Source organism: Actinomadura sp. DC4 (assembly GCF_030406325.1).
GTDB lineage: Bacteria > Actinomycetota > Actinomycetes > Streptosporangiales > Streptosporangiaceae > Actinoallomurus.
Map to the genome: position 1 here is coordinate 217,280 of NZ_JAUEQY010000002.1, position 23,267 is coordinate 240,546.

The 23,267-nt window shown below is 71.9% G+C and carries 20 protein-coding genes, 1 pseudogene and 1 riboswitch; of the genes and pseudogenes, 8 read left to right on the forward strand and 13 right to left on the reverse strand.

Translation table 11 applies throughout. The features are described from left to right. Nucleotides 1-27: 27 nt before the first annotated feature. The 11 genes from QWU11_RS03555 to purU form a co-directional block, all read right to left on the reverse strand. Nucleotides 28-1,401: an L-serine ammonia-lyase gene (locus tag QWU11_RS03555; RefSeq protein ID WP_290103530.1), complete on the reverse strand. Its 1,374-nt coding sequence runs from the start codon at nt 1,399-1,401 to the stop codon at nt 28-30. Further along, complete coding sequence (gene lipA, locus QWU11_RS03560; protein ID WP_290103531.1) at nt 1,401-2,333, reverse strand: lipoyl synthase; 933 nt, start codon at nt 2,331-2,333, stop codon at nt 1,401-1,403. The genes QWU11_RS03555 and lipA overlap by 1 nt, the downstream gene beginning before the upstream one ends. 10 nt (nt 2,334-2,343) lie before the next feature. Then, nucleotides 2,344-3,600: a serine hydroxymethyltransferase gene (gene glyA / locus QWU11_RS03565; protein WP_290103532.1), complete on the reverse strand. Its 1,257-nt coding sequence runs from the start codon at nt 3,598-3,600 to the stop codon at nt 2,344-2,346. Between the two features lies 1 nt (nt 3,601). Continuing rightward, on the reverse strand, nt 3,602-3,985 hold the full coding sequence (gcvH, locus tag QWU11_RS03570) for a glycine cleavage system protein GcvH (protein WP_290103533.1): 384 nt from the start codon (nt 3,983-3,985) through the stop codon (nt 3,602-3,604). Then, nucleotides 3,982-5,088, reverse strand: coding sequence for a glycine cleavage system aminomethyltransferase GcvT (gene gcvT / locus QWU11_RS03575; protein ID WP_290103534.1), 1,107 nt, complete (start codon nt 5,086-5,088; stop codon nt 3,982-3,984). The genes gcvH and gcvT overlap by 4 nt, the downstream gene beginning before the upstream one ends. Nucleotides 5,089-5,263: 175 nt before the next feature. Then, a riboswitch (glycine riboswitch) is annotated at nt 5,264-5,361 on the reverse strand. A gap of 73 nt (nt 5,362-5,434) precedes the next feature. Continuing rightward, complete coding sequence (locus QWU11_RS03580; protein ID WP_290103535.1) at nt 5,435-6,625, reverse strand: lipase; 1,191 nt, start codon at nt 6,623-6,625, stop codon at nt 5,435-5,437. A 104-nt stretch (nt 6,626-6,729) separates the two neighbouring features. Continuing rightward, nucleotides 6,730-7,272 carry a DUF4352 domain-containing protein gene (locus QWU11_RS03585; RefSeq protein ID WP_290103536.1) on the reverse strand — a complete coding sequence of 181 codons (543 nt, stop codon included), beginning with the start codon at nt 7,270-7,272 and terminating at the stop codon, nt 6,730-6,732. A 111-nt stretch (nt 7,273-7,383) separates the two neighbouring features. Next, complete coding sequence (locus QWU11_RS03590) at nt 7,384-8,577, reverse strand: M20 family metallopeptidase (RefSeq protein ID WP_290103537.1); 1,194 nt, start codon at nt 8,575-8,577, stop codon at nt 7,384-7,386. Between the two features lie 6 nt (nt 8,578-8,583). Further along, nucleotides 8,584-9,132 carry an alkaline shock response membrane anchor protein AmaP gene (locus QWU11_RS03595; RefSeq protein ID WP_290103538.1) on the reverse strand — a complete coding sequence of 183 codons (549 nt, stop codon included), beginning with the start codon at nt 9,130-9,132 and terminating at the stop codon, nt 8,584-8,586. A 13-nt stretch (nt 9,133-9,145) separates the two neighbouring features. Beyond that, a complete protein-coding gene (locus QWU11_RS03600) occupies nt 9,146-9,742 on the reverse strand; it encodes a DUF6286 domain-containing protein (RefSeq protein WP_290103539.1) in 597 nt (198 codons plus the stop codon). Between the two features lie 46 nt (nt 9,743-9,788). Continuing rightward, nucleotides 9,789-10,637, reverse strand: coding sequence for a formyltetrahydrofolate deformylase (gene purU / locus QWU11_RS03605; RefSeq protein WP_290103540.1), 849 nt, complete (start codon nt 10,635-10,637; stop codon nt 9,789-9,791). A gap of 256 nt (nt 10,638-10,893) precedes the next feature. Here purU and QWU11_RS03610 point away from each other — a divergent pair, with 256 nt between their 5' ends. From QWU11_RS03610 to QWU11_RS03640, 7 genes are all read left to right on the forward strand, one after another. Beyond that, nucleotides 10,894-12,981, forward strand: a complete 2,088-nt coding sequence (locus QWU11_RS03610; protein ID WP_290103541.1) for a hypothetical protein — start codon at nt 10,894-10,896, stop codon at nt 12,979-12,981. A gap of 40 nt (nt 12,982-13,021) precedes the next feature. Then, the gene (locus tag QWU11_RS03615) at nt 13,022-14,218 is read left to right on the forward strand and encodes an amino acid deaminase/aldolase (RefSeq protein WP_290103542.1); all 1,197 of its coding nucleotides are present in this window, start codon (nt 13,022-13,024) and stop codon (nt 14,216-14,218) included. A 159-nt stretch (nt 14,219-14,377) separates the two neighbouring features. After that, a complete protein-coding gene (locus QWU11_RS03620) occupies nt 14,378-15,514 on the forward strand; it encodes a carbohydrate kinase family protein (RefSeq protein WP_290103543.1) in 1,137 nt (378 codons plus the stop codon). A 109-nt stretch (nt 15,515-15,623) separates the two neighbouring features. Then, entirely contained in the window at nt 15,624-16,964 is a 1,341-nt protein-coding gene (locus tag QWU11_RS03625; protein ID WP_290103544.1) for an extracellular solute-binding protein, read from the forward strand. Then, nucleotides 16,961-17,833 (forward strand): sugar ABC transporter permease, encoded by an 873-nt coding sequence (locus QWU11_RS03630; RefSeq protein WP_290103545.1) that lies wholly within the window; start codon nt 16,961-16,963, stop codon nt 17,831-17,833. The genes QWU11_RS03625 and QWU11_RS03630 overlap by 4 nt, the downstream gene beginning before the upstream one ends. Continuing rightward, nucleotides 17,830-18,621: a carbohydrate ABC transporter permease gene (locus QWU11_RS03635; RefSeq protein ID WP_290103546.1), complete on the forward strand. Its 792-nt coding sequence runs from the start codon at nt 17,830-17,832 to the stop codon at nt 18,619-18,621. The genes QWU11_RS03630 and QWU11_RS03635 overlap by 4 nt, the downstream gene beginning before the upstream one ends. Nucleotides 18,622-18,671: 50 nt before the next feature. Then, on the forward strand, nt 18,672-21,443 hold the full coding sequence (locus tag QWU11_RS03640; protein ID WP_290103547.1) for a sugar-binding protein: 2,772 nt from the start codon (nt 18,672-18,674) through the stop codon (nt 21,441-21,443). Nucleotides 21,444-21,475: 32 nt separating this feature from the next. On the opposite strand, the gene QWU11_RS03645 is transcribed toward QWU11_RS03640, so the two are convergent. Continuing rightward, nucleotides 21,476-22,336 (reverse strand): DUF1266 domain-containing protein, encoded by an 861-nt coding sequence (locus QWU11_RS03645; RefSeq protein WP_290103548.1) that lies wholly within the window; start codon nt 22,334-22,336, stop codon nt 21,476-21,478. Between the two features lie 151 nt (nt 22,337-22,487). On the opposite strand from QWU11_RS03645, the pseudogene QWU11_RS03650 reads away from it, so the two are divergent. Continuing rightward, a pseudogene (locus tag QWU11_RS03650) lies at nt 22,488-22,778 on the forward strand (MFS transporter); the annotation flags it as partial. A 104-nt stretch (nt 22,779-22,882) separates the two neighbouring features. Here QWU11_RS03650 and QWU11_RS03655 read toward each other — a convergent pair. Then, nucleotides 22,883-23,179, reverse strand: coding sequence for a DUF3618 domain-containing protein (locus QWU11_RS03655; protein WP_290103549.1), 297 nt, complete (start codon nt 23,177-23,179; stop codon nt 22,883-22,885). Nucleotides 23,180-23,267: the final 88 nt, after the last annotated feature.

Below are 23,267 nucleotides of genomic sequence, written 5' to 3' on the forward strand. Positions count from 1 at the left end.
CACCTATGGGGACAGATCAGGCGATGCTCAGCACTCGATGACGTTCACGGCGAGGCCGCCGCGGCTCGTCTCCTTGTACTTGTCGAGCATGTCGCGGCCCGTGTCCCGCATGGTCTTGATCGCCTTGTCCAGCGACACGAAGTGCCGGCCGTCGCCGCGCAACGCCAGGCGCGCCGCGCTGATGGCCTTGATCGAGGCGACCGCGTTGCGTTCGATGCACGGCACCTGGACCAGGCCGCCGACCGGGTCGCAGGTCAGGCCCAGATTGTGTTCGATGCCGATCTCCGCGGCGTTCTCCACCTGCTCCGGCGTGCCGCCGAGGACCTCGGTCAGACCCGCGGCGGCCATCGAGCAGGCCGACCCCACCTCTCCCTGGCACCCCACCTCGGCACCTGAGATCGAGGCGTTCTCCTTGATCAGTACGCCCATCGCGCCCGCCGTCAGCAAGAAGCGGACCACGCCCTCGTCCGAGGCGCCGGGGACGAACTTGTCGTAATAGTGCAGCACGGCGGGGACGATGCCGGCGGCGCCGTTGGTGGGGGCCGTCACGATCCGGCCGCCGGCGGCGTTCTCCTCGTTGACCGCCAGGGCGAACAGCGTCACCCAGTCCATCGCCTGCAGCGGGTCTCCGGCGGGCTCCGTCACGAGCTTGCGCTGCAGGTGGTGGGCCCGGCGGCGGACCTTCAGGCCACCCGGCAGCAGGCCCTCCTGGGTGCAGCCGCGCGCGACGCTCTCCCGCATGACCTGCCACAGCTCCAGCAGGCGCGTACGGATCTCTTCTGAGGAGAGGCCGAACGCCTTCTCGTTCTCCATCATCAGCGCCGACACCGACAGGCCGGTCTCCTCGGTCAGCGCGAGCAGGGCGGCGCCGCTGGAGAACGGGTACGGCACCACGGTGTCGTCCGGTTTGATGCGGTCCGCGCCGGTGGCGTCCTCGTCCACGACGAAACCGCCGCCGACCGAGTAGTAGACCTTCTCCCGGAGTACGGTCCCCGAGTCGTCGGAGGCCGTGAAGCGCATGCCGTTCGGATGGTGCGGCAGTGACTTCTTGCGTTCGAAGACGAGGTCGGTGCCGACCACGAAGGGCACCGAGTGGTCGCCGAACAGGCAGATGACACCGCTGGAACGCGCCGCCGCCACCCGCGCGTCCACTCCCGCGACGTCGACCGACTCCGGCTTGTCGCCCTCCAGGCCGAGAAGAACGGCCTTGTCGCTGCCATGGCCCTTGCCGGTCAGCCCGAGCGAGCCGTACAGCACGGTCCGTACGGACGCGGTCTTCTCCAGCAGGCCGTCGGCGGCCAGACTCGAGGCGAAACGGTGCGCGGCCGCCATCGGCCCGCCGGTGTGCGAGCTGGACGGGCCGATGCCGATCTTGAACAGGTCGAAGACACTGATCGCCATTACTTCGCCGCGGCCCGGGCCTCCATGGCCTGCTGGTACAACCGTCCGGCGCGATAGCTGGAGCGTACGAGCGGGCCGGACATGACGCCGACCATGCCGATGCTCTCGGCCTCGGCCTTCAGCTCGACGAACTCCTCCGGCTTGACCCAGCGGTCGACCGGGTGGTGGCGCGGCGTGGGGCGGAGGTACTGCGTGATCGTGAGCAGCTCACAGCCCGCGTCGTACAGGTCGCGCATGGCCTGCGTGACCTCCTCGCGGGTCTCGCCCATGCCGAGGATGAGGTTGGACTTGGTGACCAGCCCGGCCGCACGCGCCTGTGTGATGACCGAGAGCGACCGCTCGTACCGGAACGCCGGGCGGATCCGCTTGAAGATCCGCGGCACGGTCTCCAGGTTGTGCGCGAGCACCTCCGGGCGCGCGGAGAAGACCTCGGCGAGCTGGGACGGGATCGCGTTGAAGTCCGGGATGAGGAGTTCGACGCCGCACCCGGGCAGGCGCGAGTGGATCTGGCGTACGGTCTCGGCGTACAGCCAGGCGCCGCCGTCGGCCAGGTCGTCGCGGGCGACGCCGGTGATCGTGGCGTACTTCAGGCCCATCTGCTCGACGGACTCGGCGACGCGACGCGGCTCGTCCGGGTCGTACGCGGCGGGCTTGCCGGTGTCGATCTGGCAGAAGTCGCACCGGCGCGTGCACTGGTCACCGCCGATGAGGAAGGTGGCCTCGCGGTCCTCCCAGCACTCGTAGATGTTGGGGCAGCCGGCCTCCTGGCAGACCGTGTGCAGGCCCTCACTGCGCACGAGATCGGTCAGCTCGCGGTACTGCGGGCCCATCTTCATCCGGGTCTTGATCCAGGGCGGCTTGCGCTCGATCGGGGTCTCGGCGTTACGCGCCTCGACCCGTAGCAGCTTGCGGCCCTCCGGGGCGATGGTCATCGGTCACATCTCACAAACTGGGGTAGAGCGGGTGCTTCTCGGCGAGGGCGCTGACCCGTGCCGAGAGCGCGGTGGAGTCGAAGGACGGCTGGAGCGCGAGCGCGATGATGTCGGCGACCTCGGTGAAGTCGGCCTCCTGGAAACCGCGGGTGGCCAGCGCCGGGGTGCCGATCCGCAGACCCGAGGTCACCATCGGCGGGCGCGGGTCGTTGGGTACGGCGTTGCGGTTCACCGTGATGCCGATGCCGTGCAGGCGGTCCTCGGCGTCGCGGCCCGTCAGCTCGGAGTCGACCAGGTCGACCAGCACGAGGTGCACGTCCGTGCCCCCTGTCAGCACCTTCACGCCCGCCTTGGCGGAGTCCTCCCGCGACAGCCGCGCCGCGAGGATCCGCGCGCCCTCGACCGTACGGGTCTGGCGCTCGGCGAACTCCTCGGAGGCGGCGATCTTCAGGGCGACCGCCTTGGCGGCGATGACGTGCTCCAGCGGCCCGCCCTGCGTGCCCGGGAACACCGCCGAGTTGATCTTCTTGGCGAACTCCTCGCGGCACAGGATCAGCCCGCCGCGAGGCCCGCACAGCGTCTTGTGCGTCGTCGTCGTGACGATGTCGGCGTGCGGTACCGGCGAGGGGTGCAGGCCGGCCGCGACCAGGCCCGCGAAGTGCGCCATGTCGACCATGAGCAGCGCGCCGGTCTCGTCGGCGACGCGGCGGAAGGCGGCGAAGTCGAGCCGGCGCGGGTACGCCGACCAGCCGGCGACGATCATCTGCGGCCGGTGCTCGTGGGCCAGCCGGGAGACCTCGTCCATGTCCACCAGGCCGTCGTCGCCGACGTGGTACGCGGCGACGTTGAACATCTTGCCGGAGTAGTTGATCTTCATGCCGTGGGTCAGGTGCCCGCCGTGGGCCAGGTCCAGGCCCAGGATGGTGTCGCCGGGCTGCAGCAGCGCGAAGTAGACCGCGATGTTGGCCTGTGCGCCCGAGTGGGGCTGCACGTTGGCGTGGTCGGCGCCGAACAACGCCTTGGCGCGGTCGATCGCGAGCTGCTCGGTGACGTCGACGTACTCACAGCCGCCGTAGTAGCGCCGGCCCGGGTACCCCTCGGCGTACTTGTTCGTCATCACCGAGCCCTGGGCCTCGAGCACGCCGACCGGCGCGAAGTTCTCCGAGGCGATCATCTCCAGGGTGGACTGCTGACGGTGCAGCTCGTCGGCGATGGCCGCCGCCACCTCGGGATCGACGTCGGCGAGCGACGCGTTGGTCAGGCTCATCTCACGCCTCCTCGATCAGCTTGGAATAGGCCGGGGCGTCGAGCAGATCGGGCGAGTCGCCGTCCTTGCGGATCTTGAACAGCCAGCCCTCGCCGTACGGGTCAGAGTTGATCACGGCAGGGTCCTCCTCGACCGAACCATTGACCGCCACCACCTCTCCCGTCACCGGCGCGTAGATGTCGCTCACCGACTTGGTCGACTCAGCCTCACCACAGGGCTCACCGGCCTCCACCGAGGCACCCTCCTGGGGCAACGAGACGTAGACGATGTCCCCAAGAGACCCAGCGGCGTACTCCGTGATCCCGATGGTGACAACGCCGTCGGCGGGCTCGGTAATCCACTCGTGCTCTTCGGTGTAGGAAAGGGTCTCGGGCACGTTGCTCACGGGGTCCTCCTATAGAAAGGCAGGGCGACCTTGTCGACCGGCTCGTGTTTACCGCGGATGTCCACTGACAGATCGGTGTCTTCGGTGTGACCCGCGTCGATATAGCCCATGGCGATGGGCTTGCCCAGTGTCGGGGATGGCGCGCCGCTGGTCACCACACCGCACGGCGTGCCGTCTGATCCCACGATGTCGTACCCGTGCCGGGGCACCCGGCGTCCGCGGGCGACGAGTCCGACGAGCGTGCGCTCCGGGGCCTTGTCGGCCAGTGCGGCGAGCGCCGTACGCCCGACGAAGTCGCCGGGCTTGTCGAACTTCACGGTACGGCCGAGGCCCGCGTCGAACGGCGTCGTCTCGGTGGTGAGCTCGTTGCCGTACAACGGCATGCCGGCCTCGAGGCGCAGCGTGTCGCGCGAGGAGAGCCCACAGGGCCGCAGGTCGTCGCCGCCGGCGTCGGTCAGCGCCCCCCAGGTCGGCACGGCGTCGCCCGCGGAGACGAACAGCTCGAAACCGTCCTCGCCGGTGTAGCCGGTACGGGCGATCAGCGCGTCGACCCCGGCCACCGTGCCGGGCAGGATCGCGTAGTACTTCAGGCCGGCGAGCCCGGCGTCGGTCAGCGCGGCGAGGATCCCCTGGGCCTTCGGCCCCTGGACGGCGATCAGCGCGTACGCGTCGGACCGGTCGTCGACCACGGCCTCCTCGAAGCCCTCGGACCGCTTCGTCAGCTCGGCGCGTACGGTCGCGGCGTTCGCGGCGTTGGCCACGACCATGAACGTCTCGGCCGCGAGCCGGTAGACGATCAGGTCGTCCAGCACGCCACCGGCGGCGTCACAGATCATCGTGTAGCGCGCCCGGCCGACCGCGAGCGCCGACAGGTGCCCGATGAGCGCGTGGTCGAGCGCGGCTCCGGCCTGAGGCCCGGTGAGGAAGATCTCGCCCATGTGGGAGAGGTCGAACAGCCCGGCGCTCGTACGGACGGCCTGGTGCTCGGCGGTCTCGCTGCCGTAGCGCAGCGGCATCCGGTAGCCGGCGAACTCGGTGACGGTGGCGCCGAGGTCGTCGTGGACGTCGTGGAGTGGTGTCTTCTTGGTGTCCGGGACGGACATCGCGGCAGGCTCCTTATCGCGCAGACGCTCGCGCACTGGCGGGGTCATATCGTCCCACCGGCACGGGGCGTGCGGTCTCGGCGCCTCCCCCTCTGTCATCGGTGCCTGAGAGCTTCACCCCCCTTGGGGGGCTTGCACCTTCGGCGGGAGCTTCGCTCCGCTTTCCAGAGGTCGCCTGACCCACGCGGTACTTTTCGCCTGAGAGGTTCCGGGGAGGAGTTGCTCCTTCGGCGGCCCAGGCTGGCGGCCGGGGCGCTCTCCCGCGCGGGATCGATGGCTCCGGCCAGGCTAGCAGCGCCCGCCGTGGCACGGTAGGTCCGCCTCGGCGCACGATCGGCGAAGCCGGTCAGCGGACGAAGGTCACGTCCGGGTGGCCCGGGGAGGGCCCGCCGAGCAGGCCGTCGTCGTGGCCGCGCAGCTCGTGGTCGAAGAAGGACGTGAGGTACGCCCGCTGGTCCGCGACGGCCTTCGCCGGGTCGATCCAGCCGATGTCCTCGTACTTCGCCTCGGCCGGCAGCCCGGTCACCTGCGGCACCAGGGACTCCATGTCGGTGTAGGTGTGGTGCTTCGAGCCGCGCAGGTGCAGGTCGCGGTGCCATCCGCTGCTGTTGGACCACAGCGCCTCCCACGACCGTACGGTGTGGTGGTCGCTCACCTGGCTGCCCATCAGCAGGAACGGCCGCCGCAGGCCCTCCTCGGCGAGCGGCGACAGGCCGGGGCCGCCGTCGTCCTGGTCGAAGCCGACCGTGCCGTCCAGATCCGCCGCCGCCACGACGCGCGGGTCGTCGTGCGCCGTCTGCAGGGCGGTGAACCCCCCGGCCGACTGGCCGTACATGCCGATCCGGCCCGGGGTCAGCCCCTGTGGCAGGACCGACGGCAGCCGGTCGAGGACGAAGCGCGTGTCGGCCACCCTTACGGTCATGACCTTCTTCAGCGTCGCGAGGACGTCGCCGTCCAGCGGCAGCGCGAACGGCTCGACCCGGCCGCCGGGGAACTCCACCTCCGAGGCGTCATAGGTGTGGTCGATCGTGACGACCGCGTAGCCGCGGGAGGCGAACTCCTCGGCGAGCGTGGTGCCGAGCGTACGAGGGTCGCCCAGGCCGGGTGAGTAGAGCAGGACGGGGCGCCGGCCGGGCAGCGCGGGCGCGCCGGTGTGCGCGTGGGTCGGTGTGGCGCCCCAGTCGACCGCGCCCACGGGGATGCCCCAGCCCTGGTGCACGGGTGTGCCGAGGGATGCGTCGAAGTGTCTCGCCGCCGCGGGGGTCATCTGCGGGGCGACCGGGTGGGCGGCGGCGTCGTGCGCCGGGTAGAAGACGCTGACCATCAGCTCGCGGTACGACCGGGCGGGCACCCAGGGGTCGGGCCGCGACCGGTCGACGAGCCGCAGGGACACGGCGCCGACCGCGTCCGGGCCGGTCGGGGCGGGCAGCCGCAGCCGTTGGGCGGCGGCCTTGTGAGGCACCGCCTCGGAGGGGGCCGGGCCGGGGGCGACGAGGCCGGCCGCGACCAGACCGGCCGCGATGATGGTCCTGCGCATGTGACGACCTCCGTGTTTCGGGGACGTCATTCATGCTGGTCGCCCGCGCCCGCCGGGGCGATCGTGCCACCACGCCGGCCGGGGTTCGGTTCACCCCACCGTGCTCAGTGCACGCGCCACTGGCCGAGCTCGGTGGCGTATCCGGCGTTGAGGGCGTATTGGACGGAGACGATCCGGGCCGTGCGCGGGACCGCGAAGACGATGAAACCGGCCCCGATCTGGTCGTGCAGCAGGGTCACGACGCGGGGGAAGCCCCGGCCCGCGGTCACGGTCGCCACGGTCGGGTCGTAGCCGTGCCCGGCCTCGTCGATGACCTTCGCGCCGAAGGTCGGGCTGTCCTGGTACGCCGTGGAGCCGATGTTCTTGAACACGAACCGTACGGCCACGAACCGCTCGCCCTTGCGCGGCTTCTCGAACGTGCCCCGGCCTACGGCGGTGGAGATGACCTTCTTGACCTTGACGGCGAGCGTGAGGGTTCCCGTGACACCGGCGTCGTCCACGCCGGTCAGGGTGATCGCCTCGCCGACGTTCGCGGCGTGCAGGTGGATGGGGGTCGTGGTCGGTTCGGGATTCTTGGCCGTCTGGGCGGCCGTTCCGCACCCGGTGAGCAACGCCGCCATCCCGGCCGCGAGAACCAGCCTCCGCACGCCCCGGTCCCCCATCACCCGATCCGCCAGAACCGGATGATCATGTTAGGGCCGCCGGGCGGGTCGGGCGACCGGAATGGCCGCGGTCGGCCGAGGAAAACCCGGCGGCGGTCAGGTCGCCGCGGCGAGGCGGCGCAGCGCCAGTTCGGCGAGCAGGGCGGCTCCGTCGGACAGGACCGCGTCGTCGAAGACCGCCGTCGCGGCGTGGTTGAACGGGGCGGTGTTCGGGTCGCGGCCGGGCGGGCAGGCGCCCAGGAAGACGAACGAGCCCGGCACCTCCTCCAGCACGAACGAGAAGTCCTCCGCCGTCGTCATCGGGTCCGGGGCCCAGACGAAGCGCTCCGGGCCGTACAGCTCTCCCACCGTCGAGGCGACGAACTCGGTCTCCCCCGCGTCGTTGACCGTCACCGGGTAGCCGATGTCGTAGTCGACCTCCGACGTCAGGCCGTGGGCGGAGGCGATGCCGCCGACCAGCGCGCGGATGCCGTCGAGCACCCGGGTGCGCGCGTCCGCCGAGAAGGACCGTACGGTCACGCCGAGGCGTGCCTCGTCCGGGATGATGTTGGCCGCCGTGCCCGCGTGGAAGCTGCCGACCGTGATCACGACCGGGTCGAAGGCGTCGAAGGCACGCGTCGCGAGGGTCTGCAGCGCGGTCACCACCGCGCTCGCGGCCGGGATCGGGTCCTGGGCCCGGTGCGGCTGGGACCCGTGGCCGCCCGCGCCGATGATCCGGATGTGGAGCTCGTCGGCCGCCGCCATGATCGGGCCGCGCCGGGTGACGAACATGCCGGCCGGTACGAGCGACGAGGCCACGTGCAGGGCGTACGCGGCGACGGGCCGCTGTCCGGCGGCGTCCAGCACGCCCTCCTCGATCATGTACCGCGCGCCGGCCTCGCCCTCCTCGCCCGGCTGGAACATGAAGACGACGCTGCCCGCGAACTCCGCCGAGGACAGCAGGCGCGCCGCCCCCACGAGCATCGCCGTGTGCAGGTCATGACCGCACGCGTGCATCGTGCCGGGCGTCTCGGAGGCGAACGGGAGGCCGGTGCGCTCGGTGAGCGGCAGCGCGTCCATGTCGCCCCGCAGCAGCACCACCGGACCCGGGGACGCGCCGTGCAGCACCCCGGTCACCGACGACAGCGCCGTGCCGGTCTTGGTCTCCAGCGGCAGGCCGTCCAGCGCGGCGAGCACCTTCTCCTGGGTGCGCGGCAGGTGGAGGCCCAGCTCGGGCTCGCGGTGCAGGTCACGGCGGAGTCGTACGAGGTCGTCCTGGAGGTCGCCGGCGGCGGCGCGCATGGGGGACATGCCTTCTCACACTACGCGGCGGGCCCCTGCCGGGTCAGCGCGCTTCATCCGGAAATCCACCACTCCGCCAAGATCGTCCCTGTTCAGGGTCGTCCGCAGCCGGACCATCGCGTCGTCGCGGATCCGCCAGGAGAGCTCGGCCAGGTCGACCTCCGCGTCGCACATCACGAGGACCCGCATCGAGGGCCGCCGGGCGCTGCCGGCCAGCCGGGTCCGCACCTGCCGTACGCCCGGATAGGACGTCACGTCGGCCGCGATCGCTCGGGCGGCGACGCGTGCCGCCATCCGGGTGGCTCCGGCGCGGGCGTCGCCCATCGCGAGGCGGCGCAGCGTACGGCGCCGCCACTGCGCGGACAGCCACGCCGTGCCCAGCATCGCCACGGCCAGCGCGACGCCCGACACGGACGCCCAGAACCACGGGTGCGCCGAGATCCACCGCGACGTCGCGCCGGTGACCAGCGGCCGGCCGGGCCGGAACACGCCCAGGCCCAGCGTCGTGCCGCCGGTGCCCAGCAGCACCAGCCCGGTCAGGGCCAGCCAGACCCGGTTTCCCATAGTCGTTCCTCCTCTAGTCCTTGCGCTCGGCGACGTGCACGGCCACCACGGGGACCCGTACGGGATCGAGGCCGGCCAGCCGGTCGTGTACGGCGTCGGCCACCTGCTCGCCGAGTTCGCCGGGGTCGCGGAAGCCGCCGACCACGCGGATCTCGGCCCGGGGCCGCAGCCGCCCCCGCAGGCGTACGGTCGCGGAGTCGACGCCGGGCACGTCCACGACGGTGGCGCGCAGGGCCGCCCGCAGCGACGACCGGCCGAGGCCCGTGACGAACCTCGGGTCGTCGCCCGCCAGCGGCGCGGTGCGCGTACGGCCGGGCAGCACGGCGGCCAGGACCAGCAGGAGACCGGCGAGCGCCAGCCCGCCACCCGCGGCCATCGGCGCCGTGTCGTCCCAGGTCAGCACGTGGATCCGCCCGATCACCCGCGGGCGCAGCACCGGGTGGCCGAGCCGCGAGGACACGACCTGGACGACGGTGGAGCCGCCGGAGACGGTCAGCAGCGAGGCGGCCAGGACCGCCGGCAGCACCCGCCGGGGCCGGAACGCCCGGACCGCCGCGCGGCACGCGTCGGCCCGGTCCGGCTCGCCTGGGGTAGGGGTTCGATCACGCACCGTGGCATTAGACCACGGAGGGTGACCTGCGGCCCGCGACGACAGGTCAGCGGAGCACCACGGTCCGGTCGGCGTTGATCAGTACGCGGTGCTCGGCCTGCCAGCGGACGGCGCGAGCCAGCGCGAGGCACTCCATGTCGCGGCCGACCGCCATCAGCTCGTCCGGCCCGTGGGTGTGGTCGACCCGGGCGACCTCCTGCTCGATGATCGGCCCCTCGTCCAGGTGCGGCGTGACGTAGTGCGCGGTGGCGCCGATGAGCTTCACGCCGCGCTCGTACGCCTGGTGGTACGGCTTGGCGCCCTTGAAGCTCGGCAGGAACGAGTGGTGGATGTTCATGATCCGGCCGGGCAGCTTCGCGCAGAGGTCGTCGGTCAGGATCTGCATGTAGCGGGCGAGAACGACGAGGTCGGCCTGGTAGTGCTCGACCAGCGCGAGGATCTCCGCCTCCTGGGCCGCGCGGTTCTTCGCGCTGACCGGCAGGTGGTGGTAGTCGATGCCGTAGGACTGGGTCAGCGGCCGCATGTCGGGGTGGTTGGAGGCGACCGCCACGACGTCGATGCCGAGCAGGCCGGAGCGGTGGCGGTAGAGCAGGTCGTTCAGGCAGTGGCCGTACTTGGAGACCAGGATCAGCACCCGCGTGGGCACCGCCCGGTCGTACAGGTGCCAGTCGAGGGCGAACTCCGGGCCCAGCGCGGTGAACGCCTCGGTGAGCGCGCCCTCCCCCAGACCCTCGGGCGCGTCGAACTGCGTCCGCAGGAAGAACCGGCCGGTGCCGCGATCACCGAACTGCTGGCTCTCCACGATGTTGCAGTCGCGCTCGGCCAGCACCCCGGACACCGCGGCCACGATGCCCGGCCGGTCGGGACAGGACAGGGTGAGCACGTACTGTGTCATGTCACGAGCTTACGGTGAACATCGCACTACGATCGCCTCGCCCGGCGCCCGCAGTCGGCCATTCGGGCACCTGCGGCAGGCCTGCGCTCGGCAAAGTCTGCGAACACGCGGGCGCCTCGGACCCGGTGCCGGCGAGGGCCGCCTCCATACTTCACCGGGCGGACCGGCTCACGTAACGCGCGCGGCGCGGGGACGCCCCGGCGGGCGGGCATCATCGCCGGCGCCATGTCGTGGACTCCACTCGGGGAGACGATCGTTGCTGAAGCGCATCGCCGCCGTGCTGGCGCTGGCCGGCACCGCCCTGATCTCGTCCTCTTTCCCTCCGGCCCGTGCCTCGACCGGCCACGCCGTGCTCATCGGCGTGCCCGGCCTCCGGTGGAGCGACGTGAGCCCGTCGGCCACGCCGAACCTCTGGCGGCTCGCCGGGGGTTCCGGCATCGGGCTGCTGTCGGTACGCGCGGTCGGCACCCTGACCTGCCCGGCGGACGCGTGGGCCACCGTGTCGGCGGGCGCCCGGTCGGCGGCCGGGCCGTTCTGCGAGAAACCGCTCACCGTGACGCCGTACGGGCCGGGCGCCGTGGTCGGTGAGGTGGCACGGCTCCGCAGGATGAACGCGGGCTTCGGGCCGGTCGGGCTGCTGGGCGGCGCGGTGCACCGCGCCGGCGGCTGTACGGCCGCCGTCGGCCCGGGCGCGGCCCTGGCGGCCGCCGACAGCGGCGGCCGGGTCGACGTGTACGCGCCGTCGGACCCCGCCTCCGCCCTGGCGCGCTGCCCGGTGACGGTCGTCGACGCGGGCTCGGTGCTCGGCGGGGGCGGCCCGCGCCTGGCCGCCGTACGCCGCGCCGACGCGATGATCGGTTCCGTGCTCGCCCGCGCGCCGTCCTCGGACGTCGTCGTGGCGGGCGTGGCCGACGACGGCGCCGTCCACCTGAGGCCGGTGCTCGCCACCGGCGCGGCAGGGCGCTACCTGGGCTCGGACTCGACGCGCCGCTCCGACATGGTGATCCTGCCGGACCTGACCGCGACGCTGCTGCGGTCCGCGGGCATCCCGGCGCCGGAGGGGATGGTCGGCACGCCGCTGCTGCCCTCCGCCGTACGGCCGGCGCGCCTCTCCTCCGCCGTGGCGGACCTGACCTCTCAGGACGTCGCCGCGCAGACGCACCGGCGGCTGCTGCCGCGCTTCTTCGCGGGGTTCGTGGTGAGCCAGGTGCTGTTGTACGCGGCGGCCGCCCTCGCCCTGCGGCTGCGGTGGGCCCCCGGCCACCGGCGGCGGATCCTGTCCGCCACCCGGCTGACCGCGCTCGCCGCCGCCGCCGTCCCCGTCTCGACCTACCTCGTCAACGTCCTCCCGTGGTGGCACACCGCGAGCCCTCTCGCGTGGCTGGTGGCGGGGGTCGCGGCGTTCGACGCCTCGGTCGTGGCCGTCGCGGTCGCGGGCCCGTGGCGGCGCGACATCCTCGGCCCGGGGACCGTCATCGCGGCCGTGACCGCGGCCGTGCTCGGGCTGGACCTGGTGACCGGGAGCGATCTGCAGCTCAACAGCCTGATGGGCTACTCGCCGCTGGTGGGCGGGCGGTACTACGGGATGGGGAACATCGCGTTCGCGGTCCTGGCGACGTCCTCCCTGCTGGCCGCCGCCGGGGTGGCCCAGTGGCTGGAGCCGCGGCGGGGCCGGCGGGCCGCGGTGGCGGCCGTGCTCGCGCTGACCCTGACGGCGGCGCTGCTGGACAGCTGGACGGCGTGGGGCAGCGACTTCGGCGGCCTGATCGCGTTCGTCCCCGGCCTGGCGACGACGGCGCTCCTGGTCGCGGGCCGCCGGGTGTCGTTCCTCCGGCTGCAGCTGCTGCGCGCGACGGGGATGGCCCTGGTGCTGGGGATGGCCTGGATCGACTACCTGCGGCCGCCCTCGCGGCGTACGCACATGGGCCGGTTCTTCGGGCAGCTCGTGGAGGGCGACTCGCTGCCCTGGCTGGAGCGCAAGTTCACCGCGATGACGCACACGTTCGGCAACATGACGCTGATGCCGGTGGTCGTGTCGGCGTTCCTGTTCGTGTTGCTCGTGCTGCACCGCCCCGGGCGGGCCCGGGCGGGAGGGCTGGAGCTGGCGTACGCGCGGGCCCCGATGCTGCGGGCGGGCCTGTCGGGGGCCTTCGTGACCGCGCTGGTGGGAGGCGCGGTGAACGACTCCGGGGTCGCGGTTCCGGCCCTGGCCCTGGCCGTCGCCGTACCCCTGGCGCTGGCCGCCACGGTCGTCGCCCTCCAGGCGCGCGACACCGCGGCCGCCGCCGCTCCGGCCACCGCCCCGGGCGCGCCGCGACCCGAGGTGTCCAGCCACCGGACGTGAACTCTTTTCATATTCAGGGTTTTTGTGGCACCCTGCGGGGATGACGTTGCGTGAGCGGTACGACGCCGCGACGGCCTCGCTGGAGCCGCCGTTCGCGGTCGTCGACCTGGAGGCCTTCCGGGCGAACGCCGCGGACCTGGTCCGGCGGGCGCGGGGCAAGCCGATCCGCGTGGCCAGCAAGTCCGTACGCTGCCGCGCGCTGCTGGAACAGATCCTGGCCACCGAGGGGTTCGGCGGCGTGATGGCGTTCACGCTGCCCGAGGCGCTCTGGCTCGCCTCCGAGGGTCTCAGCGACGACATCCTCGTCGCGTACCCGACCGTGGACCGTACCGCGCTGGCCGAGCTCGCCCGTGACGACCACGCCGCCGCCACCGTCACGGTGATGGTCGACTGCGCCGAGCACCTGGACCTCATCGAGAGCGTCGCCATCCGTCGGAATGGAGGCCGCCCCGTACGCGTCTGCATCGACATCGACGCCGCCTGGCGCACCGCCGGCGGCCGGGTACGGATCGGCGCGCTCCGGTCCCCGGTCCGCACCGCCGAGGAGGCCGCCGCGCTGGCCGCGGAGATCGGACGGCGGCCGGGACTGCGGCTGGTGGGCCTGATGGCGTACGAGTCGCAGATCGCCGGGGTCGGCGACAACCCGCCGGGCAAGCCGCTGTTCTCACGCGCGGTCCGGTTCGTCCAGGCCCAGTCGCGCGTCGAGCTGGCCCGGCGCCGCGCCGCGATCGTGAAGGCGGTCCGCAGGGAGGCCGACCTGGAGTTCGTCAACGGCGGCGGCACCGGAAGCGTGGAGAAGACCGCGGCCGAGGTCGCGGTGACCGAGGTCGCGGCGGGCTCCGGCCTGTATCAGTCGGTCCTGTTCGACTACTACACCAACTTCACCGGCCGCCCGGCCGCGCTGTTCGCCCTCCCCGTCGTACGCCGGCCGGGCCCGGCCGTGGTCACCGTCCTGGGCGGCGGCTACCTCGCGTCCGGTATCGCCGACCGGAGCCGCCTGCCCCAGCCGTTCCTGCCGGCCGGCCTGCGCTTCGATCCCAAGGAGGGCGCGGGCGAGGTCCAGACGCCGCTGATCGGCGGCGCCGCGGACCAGCTGGAGATCGGCGACCGCGTCTACTTCCGGCACGCCAAGGCGGGCGAGCTCTGCGAGCGCTTCGCCGAGCTCCACCTCATCGAGGGCAGCGAAGTGACCGCCACCGTCCCGACCTACCGAGGCGAGGGCAAGACCTTCTTGTAGTCGTAGAGAAGCGGGTTCCTCCAGAGTGCGGTTCGGGCTCCGTACGAGGCCCGGGGCGTCTCCTTCCACCACCGGATGAGCTCATCGGCGGCTGACCAGGCCCCCGAGGCGCGTATGGTCATATCTCAGTCCGGAATCCGGCCCTGGTTGGGAGGAGCCTTGGGTCACGTCGAAAACGGGGTGGCTCCGCCTGGCCGCGCCCCAGAGCCCCACCTGCAGGACCCCTGCGGCGAGCGCGGCGCCGCCCGGGATCTCCTGCACCCCGGGGGCAACGGACTCGACGTGTTCCTCGCCGGCACCGTCTTCATGGACATGATCTTCACCGGGCTGCCCGGCCTGCCGCCGCCCGGCACCGAGCTGATCACCGACGGGCTCGGCTCGGCGCCCGGCGGCATCGCCAACATCGCCGTCGCCATGAGCCGGCTCGGGCTCAACGTCGGGCTCGCCGCGGCGTTCGGGGACGACATGTTCGGCGGCTACCTCTGGCGGACGCTGTCCGAGCAGGAGGGCGTCGGGCTCGACCACTCGCGGCGGCTGCCCGGCTGGCCGACCCCCGTGACCGTCTCGCTCGCGTACGACTCCGACCGCAGCATGGTCACCTACCACCGGCCGATGCCGGTGCTGCCCGAGCAGTTCATCGGCGCCCCGCCGCCCGCCCGCACGTGCTTCCTCGACCTCGACCGGCCCGTCCCGGCCTGGGCGCACGAGATGCGCGCGAAGGGCTCGACCGTGGTGGCCGACGTCGGCTGGGACTCCACCGAGACCTGGTCCACCGAGGTCCTCGACCGGCTCGACTGGGTCGACGTCTTCCTCCCCAACTCCATCGAGGCCATGGCCTACACCCGCACCTCCACGCCGGAGCTGGCGCTGGCGGCGCTAAGCGAGCGGGTGCCCGTCGTGGTGGTCAAGCGGGGCGCGGACGGGGCGATCGCGGTGGACGAGACCACCGGCGAGCGGGCCGAGGCGCCGGCCCTGCCGATCGAGGCCCTCGACCCGACCGGCGCCGGAGACGTCTTCGGCGCCGCGTTCGTCTACGGCACGCTCGCCCGGTGGCCGTTGCTCGAACGCCTCCGCTTCGCCAACCTGTGCGCCGGCCTGTCCGTACGCCACCACAGCGGCTCGCTCGGCTCCCCCTGCTGGGGCGACATCGCCGCCTTCGGCGAGTCCGGCGAGCTGCCCGAGGAGATCCTGCGCGACTACGCCTTCGTCGTCCCGTACATCCCCGAGGCCGCGACCGAGTCGGTCGCCCGCGCCGAGCCGACCGTGCGCGAGGCCTGGTCCGTGGACCGTTCCTGAGCGAACCCGCGCGCCGGGTGAAAAGTTCTTGTACAAAAGATCATGACGGCGCGTACTCGTGTGTGTTCGCACGCACCCGCCCCGGTTCGGTTGACGAAGGAGCCCCGCCATGCGGAAACCGATCATGGTCCTGGCCACGGTGCTGGTCGCCGTGGCCGCTTGTACTCCCGGGTCCGGCAGCAAGCCGAAGCCGAAACCGGTGAGCTCGGTCAACACCGACATCGCCAAGGACGGCCCGGTGACGCTGACCGTCTGGGACCAGGAGGTTCTCGGCGGCCAGAACGAGCAGATGCAGAAGCTCAACGCCGCCTTCCATGCCAAGTACCCCAACGTAACGATCAAACGGGTGTCGCGGTCGTTCAGCGACCTGGAGAAGACCCTGCGGCTCGCCCTGTCCGGGAACACCCCGCCGGACGTCGTCGAGGCCAACCAGGGGTACGGCATCATGGCCGCGCTGGTGAAGGCCGGCGCGCTCGTCCCGCTCGACGCGTACGACAGGGTCTACGGCTTCCGCAAGCGCTTCCCGGCCGGCGTCTCCCAGCTCAACAGCGTCACCCCGGACGGCAAGACGATCGGCTCCGGCAGCCTGTACGGCGTCTCGATGACCGGTGAGGCCGTCGGCATTTACTACAACACCGACAAGCTGGCCAAACTCGGCATCCAGCCGCCCGTGAGCTTCGGCCAGTTCGAGCAGGACCTGGCACTGGCCAAGAACAGGGGCGAGACGCCCATCTACTTCGCCAACCTGGAGAAGTTCCCCGCGATCCACGAACTCGGCGTGCTGCTCGGCCAGACCACGGACAAGGGCACGCTGCGCAACCTGGTGTTCGGCCAGGGCGGCGCGTGGACCGATCCGTCCATCGTCAAGGCCGCGCAGAAGCTCGCCGACTGGTCCAGGAACGGCTACCTGCCCAAGACCGCCAACGCCGGCAAGTACAACGACTCCCCCAACGCCTTCGCCAGCGGGGACGGCGTGTTCCTCATCGGCGGCCCCTGGTTCGCCGCGGACCTGGAGAAGAAGATGGGGTCCAAGGTCCGCTTCATGCTCCCGCCGCCCGCGAACGCCGGTCAGCCGCAGCCCCCGACGCTCGGCGGCCCCGGCCTGCCGCTGGCGATCACGTCCAAGTCCAAGCACCCGGACGTCGCCGCGGCCTACCTCGACTTCATGACCAACCCCCAGGCCATGGACGTCGTCACCCAGACCGGCGGGCTGGCCGCGGCCAAGCCCGCGACCGCCGAGCCCGTCACTCCCGTGGGCCGCGACATCTTCAACGCCTACCGCGTCGCGAGCGAGGGCGACATCCTCGTCCCGTACCTGGACTACTCCACGACGACCTTCCTCGACACCCTCGGCGCCGCGCTGCAGGAGATCGTCGCGGGCCGGAAGACGCCGGAGGAGGGCATGCGGGAGGCCCAGCGTGACTACAGCCGGTTCCTGGCCAAGAAATGAGCCCACCCGGTGAACCGCGCCGGATCGGTTACCTGTACGTCCTGCCGGCCTTCGTGGTCTACGCCCTGTTCTTCCTGTGGCCGCTGCTGCACGGCGCGTACCTCTCGCTGTTCCACTGGGACGGCCTGACCCTCGGTACGTGGGCGGGGCTGGGCAACTACACCGAGGCGCTCGGCGACCCGCAGCTTCGCGGGTCGTTCGGGCACGCAGCCGTGCTGTTGATCTTCTACGCCGTCCTGCCCTGCTGCATCGCGTTCGTCCTCGTATCGATCATGTCCCGGTCCCGGCCGCGCGGTATGACCTTCTTCCGTACGGTCTTGTTCCTGCCGCAGGTCGTGGCCATGGTCGCGGTCGCGGTGGCCTGGCAGTGGATCTACTCCGACCACGGCCCGATCAACGACACGCTGCGGTTCGCCGGCCTGGGCGGGCTCACGCGCGGCTGGCTCGGCGACTTCACGTGGGCGCTACCCTCCGTCGGGCTGATCGGCACGTGGGTGGAGATCGGGCTGGCCATGGTGCTGTTCCTGGCCGGCGTGCAGAAGATCCCCCGCGAGCTGTACGAGGCCGCGCGCGTCGATGGCGCCGGGGCCGTACGGGAGTTCTTCGCGGTGACGCTGCCCGGCCTGCGGCGCGAGCTGGCCATCGCCCTGACCCTGACCACGGTCGCGGCGCTGCGCAACTTCGACCTGATCTACCTGACGACGAGCGGCGGGCCCGGCGACGCGACCAAGGTGCCCGCGTACGAGGTCTACAACCGCACGTTCAACACCGGCGAGGTCGGCCTGGCCTGCGCGATCGGCATCACGATCGCGATCATCGTGTTCGCGATCACCGCCGTGATCAACCGGGTCGTCGAGGGGCGGCCATGACCTCCCGCGCGGAGCGCCTCACGACGTACGGCGTGCTGAGCCTGTTCGCGGTGATCGCGATGTTTCCGCTGCTCGCCGTCGCGTCCCAGGCGCTCGGCCTGCCGCACCTGTCGTTCGGGGCGTTCACCGAGGCCTGGCGGCGCGGGCACTTCGCCCGCTATCTCACCAACAGCCTCATCGTCGTGACCGTGGTCGTGATCGTGGCGTCGGTGCTGTCGATCCTGGCCGGGTACGCCCTGGGCACGATGGAGTTCCGCGGCGCGACCGTGCTGTTCTACGTGTTCCTGGCCGGGCTGATGGTGCCGACCGAGGCGATCGTCATCCCGCTGTACTTCGACCTGCGCTCGGTCGGCCTGGACAACACGCTGCCGGGCCTGATGCTGCCGCAGATCGCCCAGTCGGTGTCCTTCGGCGTCTTCTGGATGCGCGCGTACTTCCGGTCGGCGCCGCGGTCGCTGATCGAGGCCGCGCGCATCGACGGCGCGTCGAGCTGGACCACGCTGCGCCGGGTGCTGGTCCCCGTCGGCCGGCCCGCGATCCTCACGATGGTCGTACTGATCGCCATGTGGACCTGGAACGAGTTCCTGCTCGCCCTGGTGATCATCAACTCGAGCGAGGACCGGCGAACGGCGCCGCTGGGTCTGTCGATCTTCCAAGGGCAGCATCAGACCGAGTACCAGCTCCTGATGGCCGGCGCGCTGATCGTCGCCGCTCCGGTCGTGATCGTCTACGTCTTCCTCCAGCGGCATTTCATCGCGGGCATGCTCTCTGGGGCTGTTAAGGAGTAAATCGGAAACGTAATCTCTAGCGTGTGATCGCCCAGAGGAGTTGAGGTCCCATGCGCGGAGGTCTCGCGGCGCCGATGGCACTCGCCGCGGGGATGGTCCTCGCCCTTCTCCCGGCCACCGTGCCGCCCGCGCCCCGGCATCCACCTGCGCCGCAGTCCAGGCCCGGCCGGATCGCGCCGGCGCAGAGCGCGTGGGACCAGGCCGCGTACGCCCGGCCGGCCGCCGCAGTGCACGAGACTCCCGCCGCCGCCCATGCTCCCGCCCGCGACGCGGCGGCTCCGGCGAAGAGCGGGCCGGGGAAGCGGCCGGATCTGGACGTGCTGTTCGTCGGCGCGCACCCCGACGACGAGTCGGGCGACCTGTCGACGTTCGGCCAGTGGAACGAGCGGCGCCGCGTACGGACCGGCGTGCTCACGATCACCCGCGGCGAGGGCGGCGGCAACGCGGTCGGCACCGAGGAGGGCCCGGCCCTCGGCCTGCTCCGGGAGGCCGAGGAGCGCAAGGCGGTCGCCAGGGCGGGCATCGAGGACATCGACTACCTCGACAAGGCCGACTTCTACTACACCGTCAGCGACGACCTCACCCGTGACGTCTGGGACCACGACTCGGCGCTCGCCAAGGTCGTCCGCCTCATACGGGAGACGCGGCCGAAGGTCATCACGACGATGACGCCGTCGCCGATCCCGGGCCAGCACGGCAACCATCAGGAGGCCGGCCGCCTCGCGGTCGAGGCGTACTACCTGGCCGCCGATCCCACGGCCTTCCCCTCCCAGCTCACCAAGGAGCACCTGAGGATCTGGCGGGCCGGCCGGCTCCTCCACCAGGAGCACCTCGTGACGGCCGGTACGGGACCGGCGTGCGAGACGACGTTCACCCCGACCGACCCGTCCGCCGACGTCTACGGGGTCTGGGCCGGCCGTACCTCCCGTCAGGGCGGCACCTGGGCGCAGATCGAGGCCGAGGCGAAGCGCTTCTACGCCAGCCAGGGCTGGGCGAACACCCCGGACGCGCCCGGTGACCCGAACCAGATCGGCTGCGACTACCTCACCCAGGTCGACAGCCGCGTGCCGTTCACCCGCGGCGAACACGGCCCGGACGCCGCCCTGGAGGGCGCGCTCTACCCGGCCGAGGGCGGCCTGCCGCTCGGCACCGAGTTCTACCTGACGACGAGCGCGTTCTCCGTACCGCCGGGCGAGCCCTTCACCGTGACCGCGCACGCCCCCTCCGGGCACGTCGCCCTGTCCCTGCCGGCCGGCTGGACCGCGACGGGCTCCGGTTCCGTACGGCGGGGCCTGGCGAGGTTCTCGGTGACTCCGTCCGGCCCGGCCGGGCGCGTACGGCTCGGCGCGACGGTCACCACGCGGCACGGCAGCGGCACGACGGGCCGCGCGGTCGAGGTCACCGACCCCGTCACCGGCGTGCAGCAGCCGCTGCCGCGAGTGGCGGACTTCGACGCGTGGGCGAAGTCCACCGGCGTTCCGCAGCTGTCCGGGCGGGTCAAGCGGGTGCTCACGCTCGCGTCCGGCGGCTCTCGAACCGTACGGGTCGACCTCGCGGACACCACGGACGAGGCACGCGAAGGCACCGTGACGCTGAACCTGCCGCCGGGCTTCACCGCCGACGCCGCGAGCAGGCCCTACTCCCTGGCGGCCGGTGCGACCGGCTCGGTGACCTTCACCGTGCGCGACGCCGACGCCTCGCTGCCGACCTCCGACCAGGGCGGCACGGCCGGCGACTACGACTACACGATCACCACGACGGTCCAGGGCGCGGCGACGGACACCTCCCACGCCGCGCTGGAGCTCGTACCGGCCACGACCATCCCGCAGGCGTCCTCGGCGCCGTCGGTGGACGGCCAGGAGTCCTCCGGGGAGTACTCCGGCCCGTCGCTGGACCTGTCGCGGCTGTGGGAGGGCACGCCGTGCTCCTCCGCCGGTGACTGCTCGGCCACCGGCAAGGTGACCTGGTACGACGACGCCCTCTACGTGCTCGTCCAGGTCAAGGACGACAAGCCCGGCAGCGTCCTCGACGCGGCCGACTGCAAGCGGCACTGGCGGACCGACTCGGTGGAGATCGGCCTGGACCCGCGTGGGGACGCGGAGAACACCGCGACGACGTTCAAGACCGGCATCCTGCCCTCGACGACCGGCGGCGGGCCGTGCTTCGAACGCGACGCCGACAACCACCAGGGGCCGGGCGCGGAGACGGCGCCGGGGATGAAGGTCGCGTCGTCGGTGTCGTCGCCGTACACCGGGTACACGGTGGAGACGAAGATCCCGCTGGCCGACCTGCCCGCGGCGGTGGACCCGTCGCGGCTGGCGATGGACATTTTCGTATACGACTCCGACACGACAGACAAGACGGGCCAGACGCGTGTCGGCTGGTCGACGTGGGGCGGCGTCCAGGGCGACCCGTACCGCTGGGGCCTGGCGACGCTGCCCGGCTACACGCCGCCGCCGGACCGGCCGACCACCGCGCCGCCTCCGGTGATGCCGAAGACCGCGGCCCTCTCGGTGGACTCCCCGCAGTCGATCATCGAGGCGGCGTCGACGGGCGTTCCGCTGGCGGCGGGCCCGGCGGCCTCCGCGTCGGTACGGCTGGTGGGCCGGCCGCGTCTTGCGGGTGGATCGGTGACGTTCCGCCTGCGGACGACGGCGCCCGGCACCGTACACGCGTACGTGTGGGACGGCAGGGTCCTCGGGCAGAGGACCGTCGACGTTCCGGCCGGAACGTCGACGGTCACCGTGCCCGGGACGAGCGGCACTCTCGCGGTCGCCTTCTCCGCGGGAGGAACGAAGAGTCTCGCCGTCCCGCTCCGCTGACTCAGGGGTGACGCGCCGGGGCGTCCGCGTGGTCAGGGCCAGTCGCGGCGGAGGGGGAGGTTCCACGGGGTCATGTTCCACGGGCTTTCGGGGTCGGTGGCGAGCCGGTCCGCGCAGCGTTCGAAGACCTCCTGGCGAGAGGCCGCGCCGCCCGACCACATCAGGCGTCCCTGCAGGTAGCACGTTGCCATGTCGTGCCACGACGTGTAGTGCCGCTGCACGTCCATGGCCAGCATGAACAGCCGGTCCCAGCAGAACGGCTCCGGCAGCCAGTCCGCCATGTACCCGCAGCGGAGCAGCAGCATGACCCGGGCGTAGTCCCAGATCATGTAGCGGCTCGGCTCACGCGGGAACGTCGGGTCCAGCCACATCTCCAGGCGCTTGGGCTCCTCGTCCGCGTAGTCCGGGTCGGTGAAGATCGAGTGCAGGAAGGACCGCATCTCCAGCAGTTCCATCGACCCGACGTCGTCATCGCCGCCTCCGTGCAACTCGTCGAACAGCGGTGCGTACGCCACCCCGAACCGCAACACCACCAGCCGCCGCAGGATCGCCGGCCCGATCGAGCCCGGGCCCGCCGCCTTGCGCTTGACCAGGGCGCCCATCTGCCGGAGCAGGTCGGTGAACTCCGCACGCGCGGCCGGCGGCAGCATCGCCATCTGCGCGGTCTGGGCGAACTCCGCCCGGTGGCCGTGCTGCACCAGGATGTCCGCCTGGTCCAGCAGGTCCTGTGTGGTCTCGAACCCCCATGACGGCCCCGTCAGGAATTCCAGGGCCTCCTTCTGCTGCTTCTCGTCCCTCACCCCGAGCCGGTCGACCGCGAACCCACTGACGTCGGCGAAGATCGCCGACGGGCCCAGAATCCAGCGCTGAACCGGTGTCAGCCGACCAGACACGAACCCCTCCCCCTGATCTTGACTGGGTCACCGTAGCAATCGGTGTCCGCAAGTCGGCGGTTACAGCCCCGCGTTCGGGGTCGATTCGAGCGGGCAGCCTTGCGCAATGTCGTTAAGTAAGAGGTTTTGAACCGTCCGTTACGACCATTTGATCCTTTGGGAGAAGGACTCGGAGGAGGAGCCTCTCGCCGCCGAGCCCGAGGAGCCGCCCGATCAGGCGACCGTACGACGAGCCGTCGTCGCGCCCGCGCTGGGGAACCGCATCGAATGGGTCGCCACCATCGGCTTCGCCGCGCCGCTCCTGCTGCTCCTCGTACGGCTCGTCCAGGGCTTCTCCACCGGAGGCGAGTACGGCGGCGCGGCCACGTTCATCGAGGAGTACGCCCCGACGAAGCGGCGCGGCGTGCTCGGCGGCTTCCTGGAGTTCGGCACGCTGTGGGGCCGGCCGGCTTCGCCATCACGTCAGGAAGATCTCGGGCTCACGCGAGCTGGTGGCCGTCTCGGACTGAGGTGCGGACCCCGGCCCCGCGGTGGGGGCCGGGGCTCTCAGACACGGCGGCGGCGCAGCAGCAGACTCACCGCGACGGTCGTGGCGACGAGCCCGGCACCGATGAGCACCGGCCCGGTGAGCGGGCTGCGCCGGTCCGCCGGCTCGCGCCGTACCATCGCGCCGATGTCCGCGGCGACGTGCCCCGCCTCCTCCTTCGCCTTCGCCATCCCCCGGCGCGCGACGCGCTTGGGGCTCAGACGATCGGCGAGGAGGTCGATACTGCGCGCGAGATCGTCGCGCGTACGCTCGATCTCGCTCTCTATCACCGCGGGGTCGCGGGTCTTGTCGGCCATGACGTAACCTCCTGCGGCCTAACGGTACTCACCGAGGCAGAGCAATGATCAGTCTGTCAGGTACGGTCCCGCGGTACCGCTTCCCGCC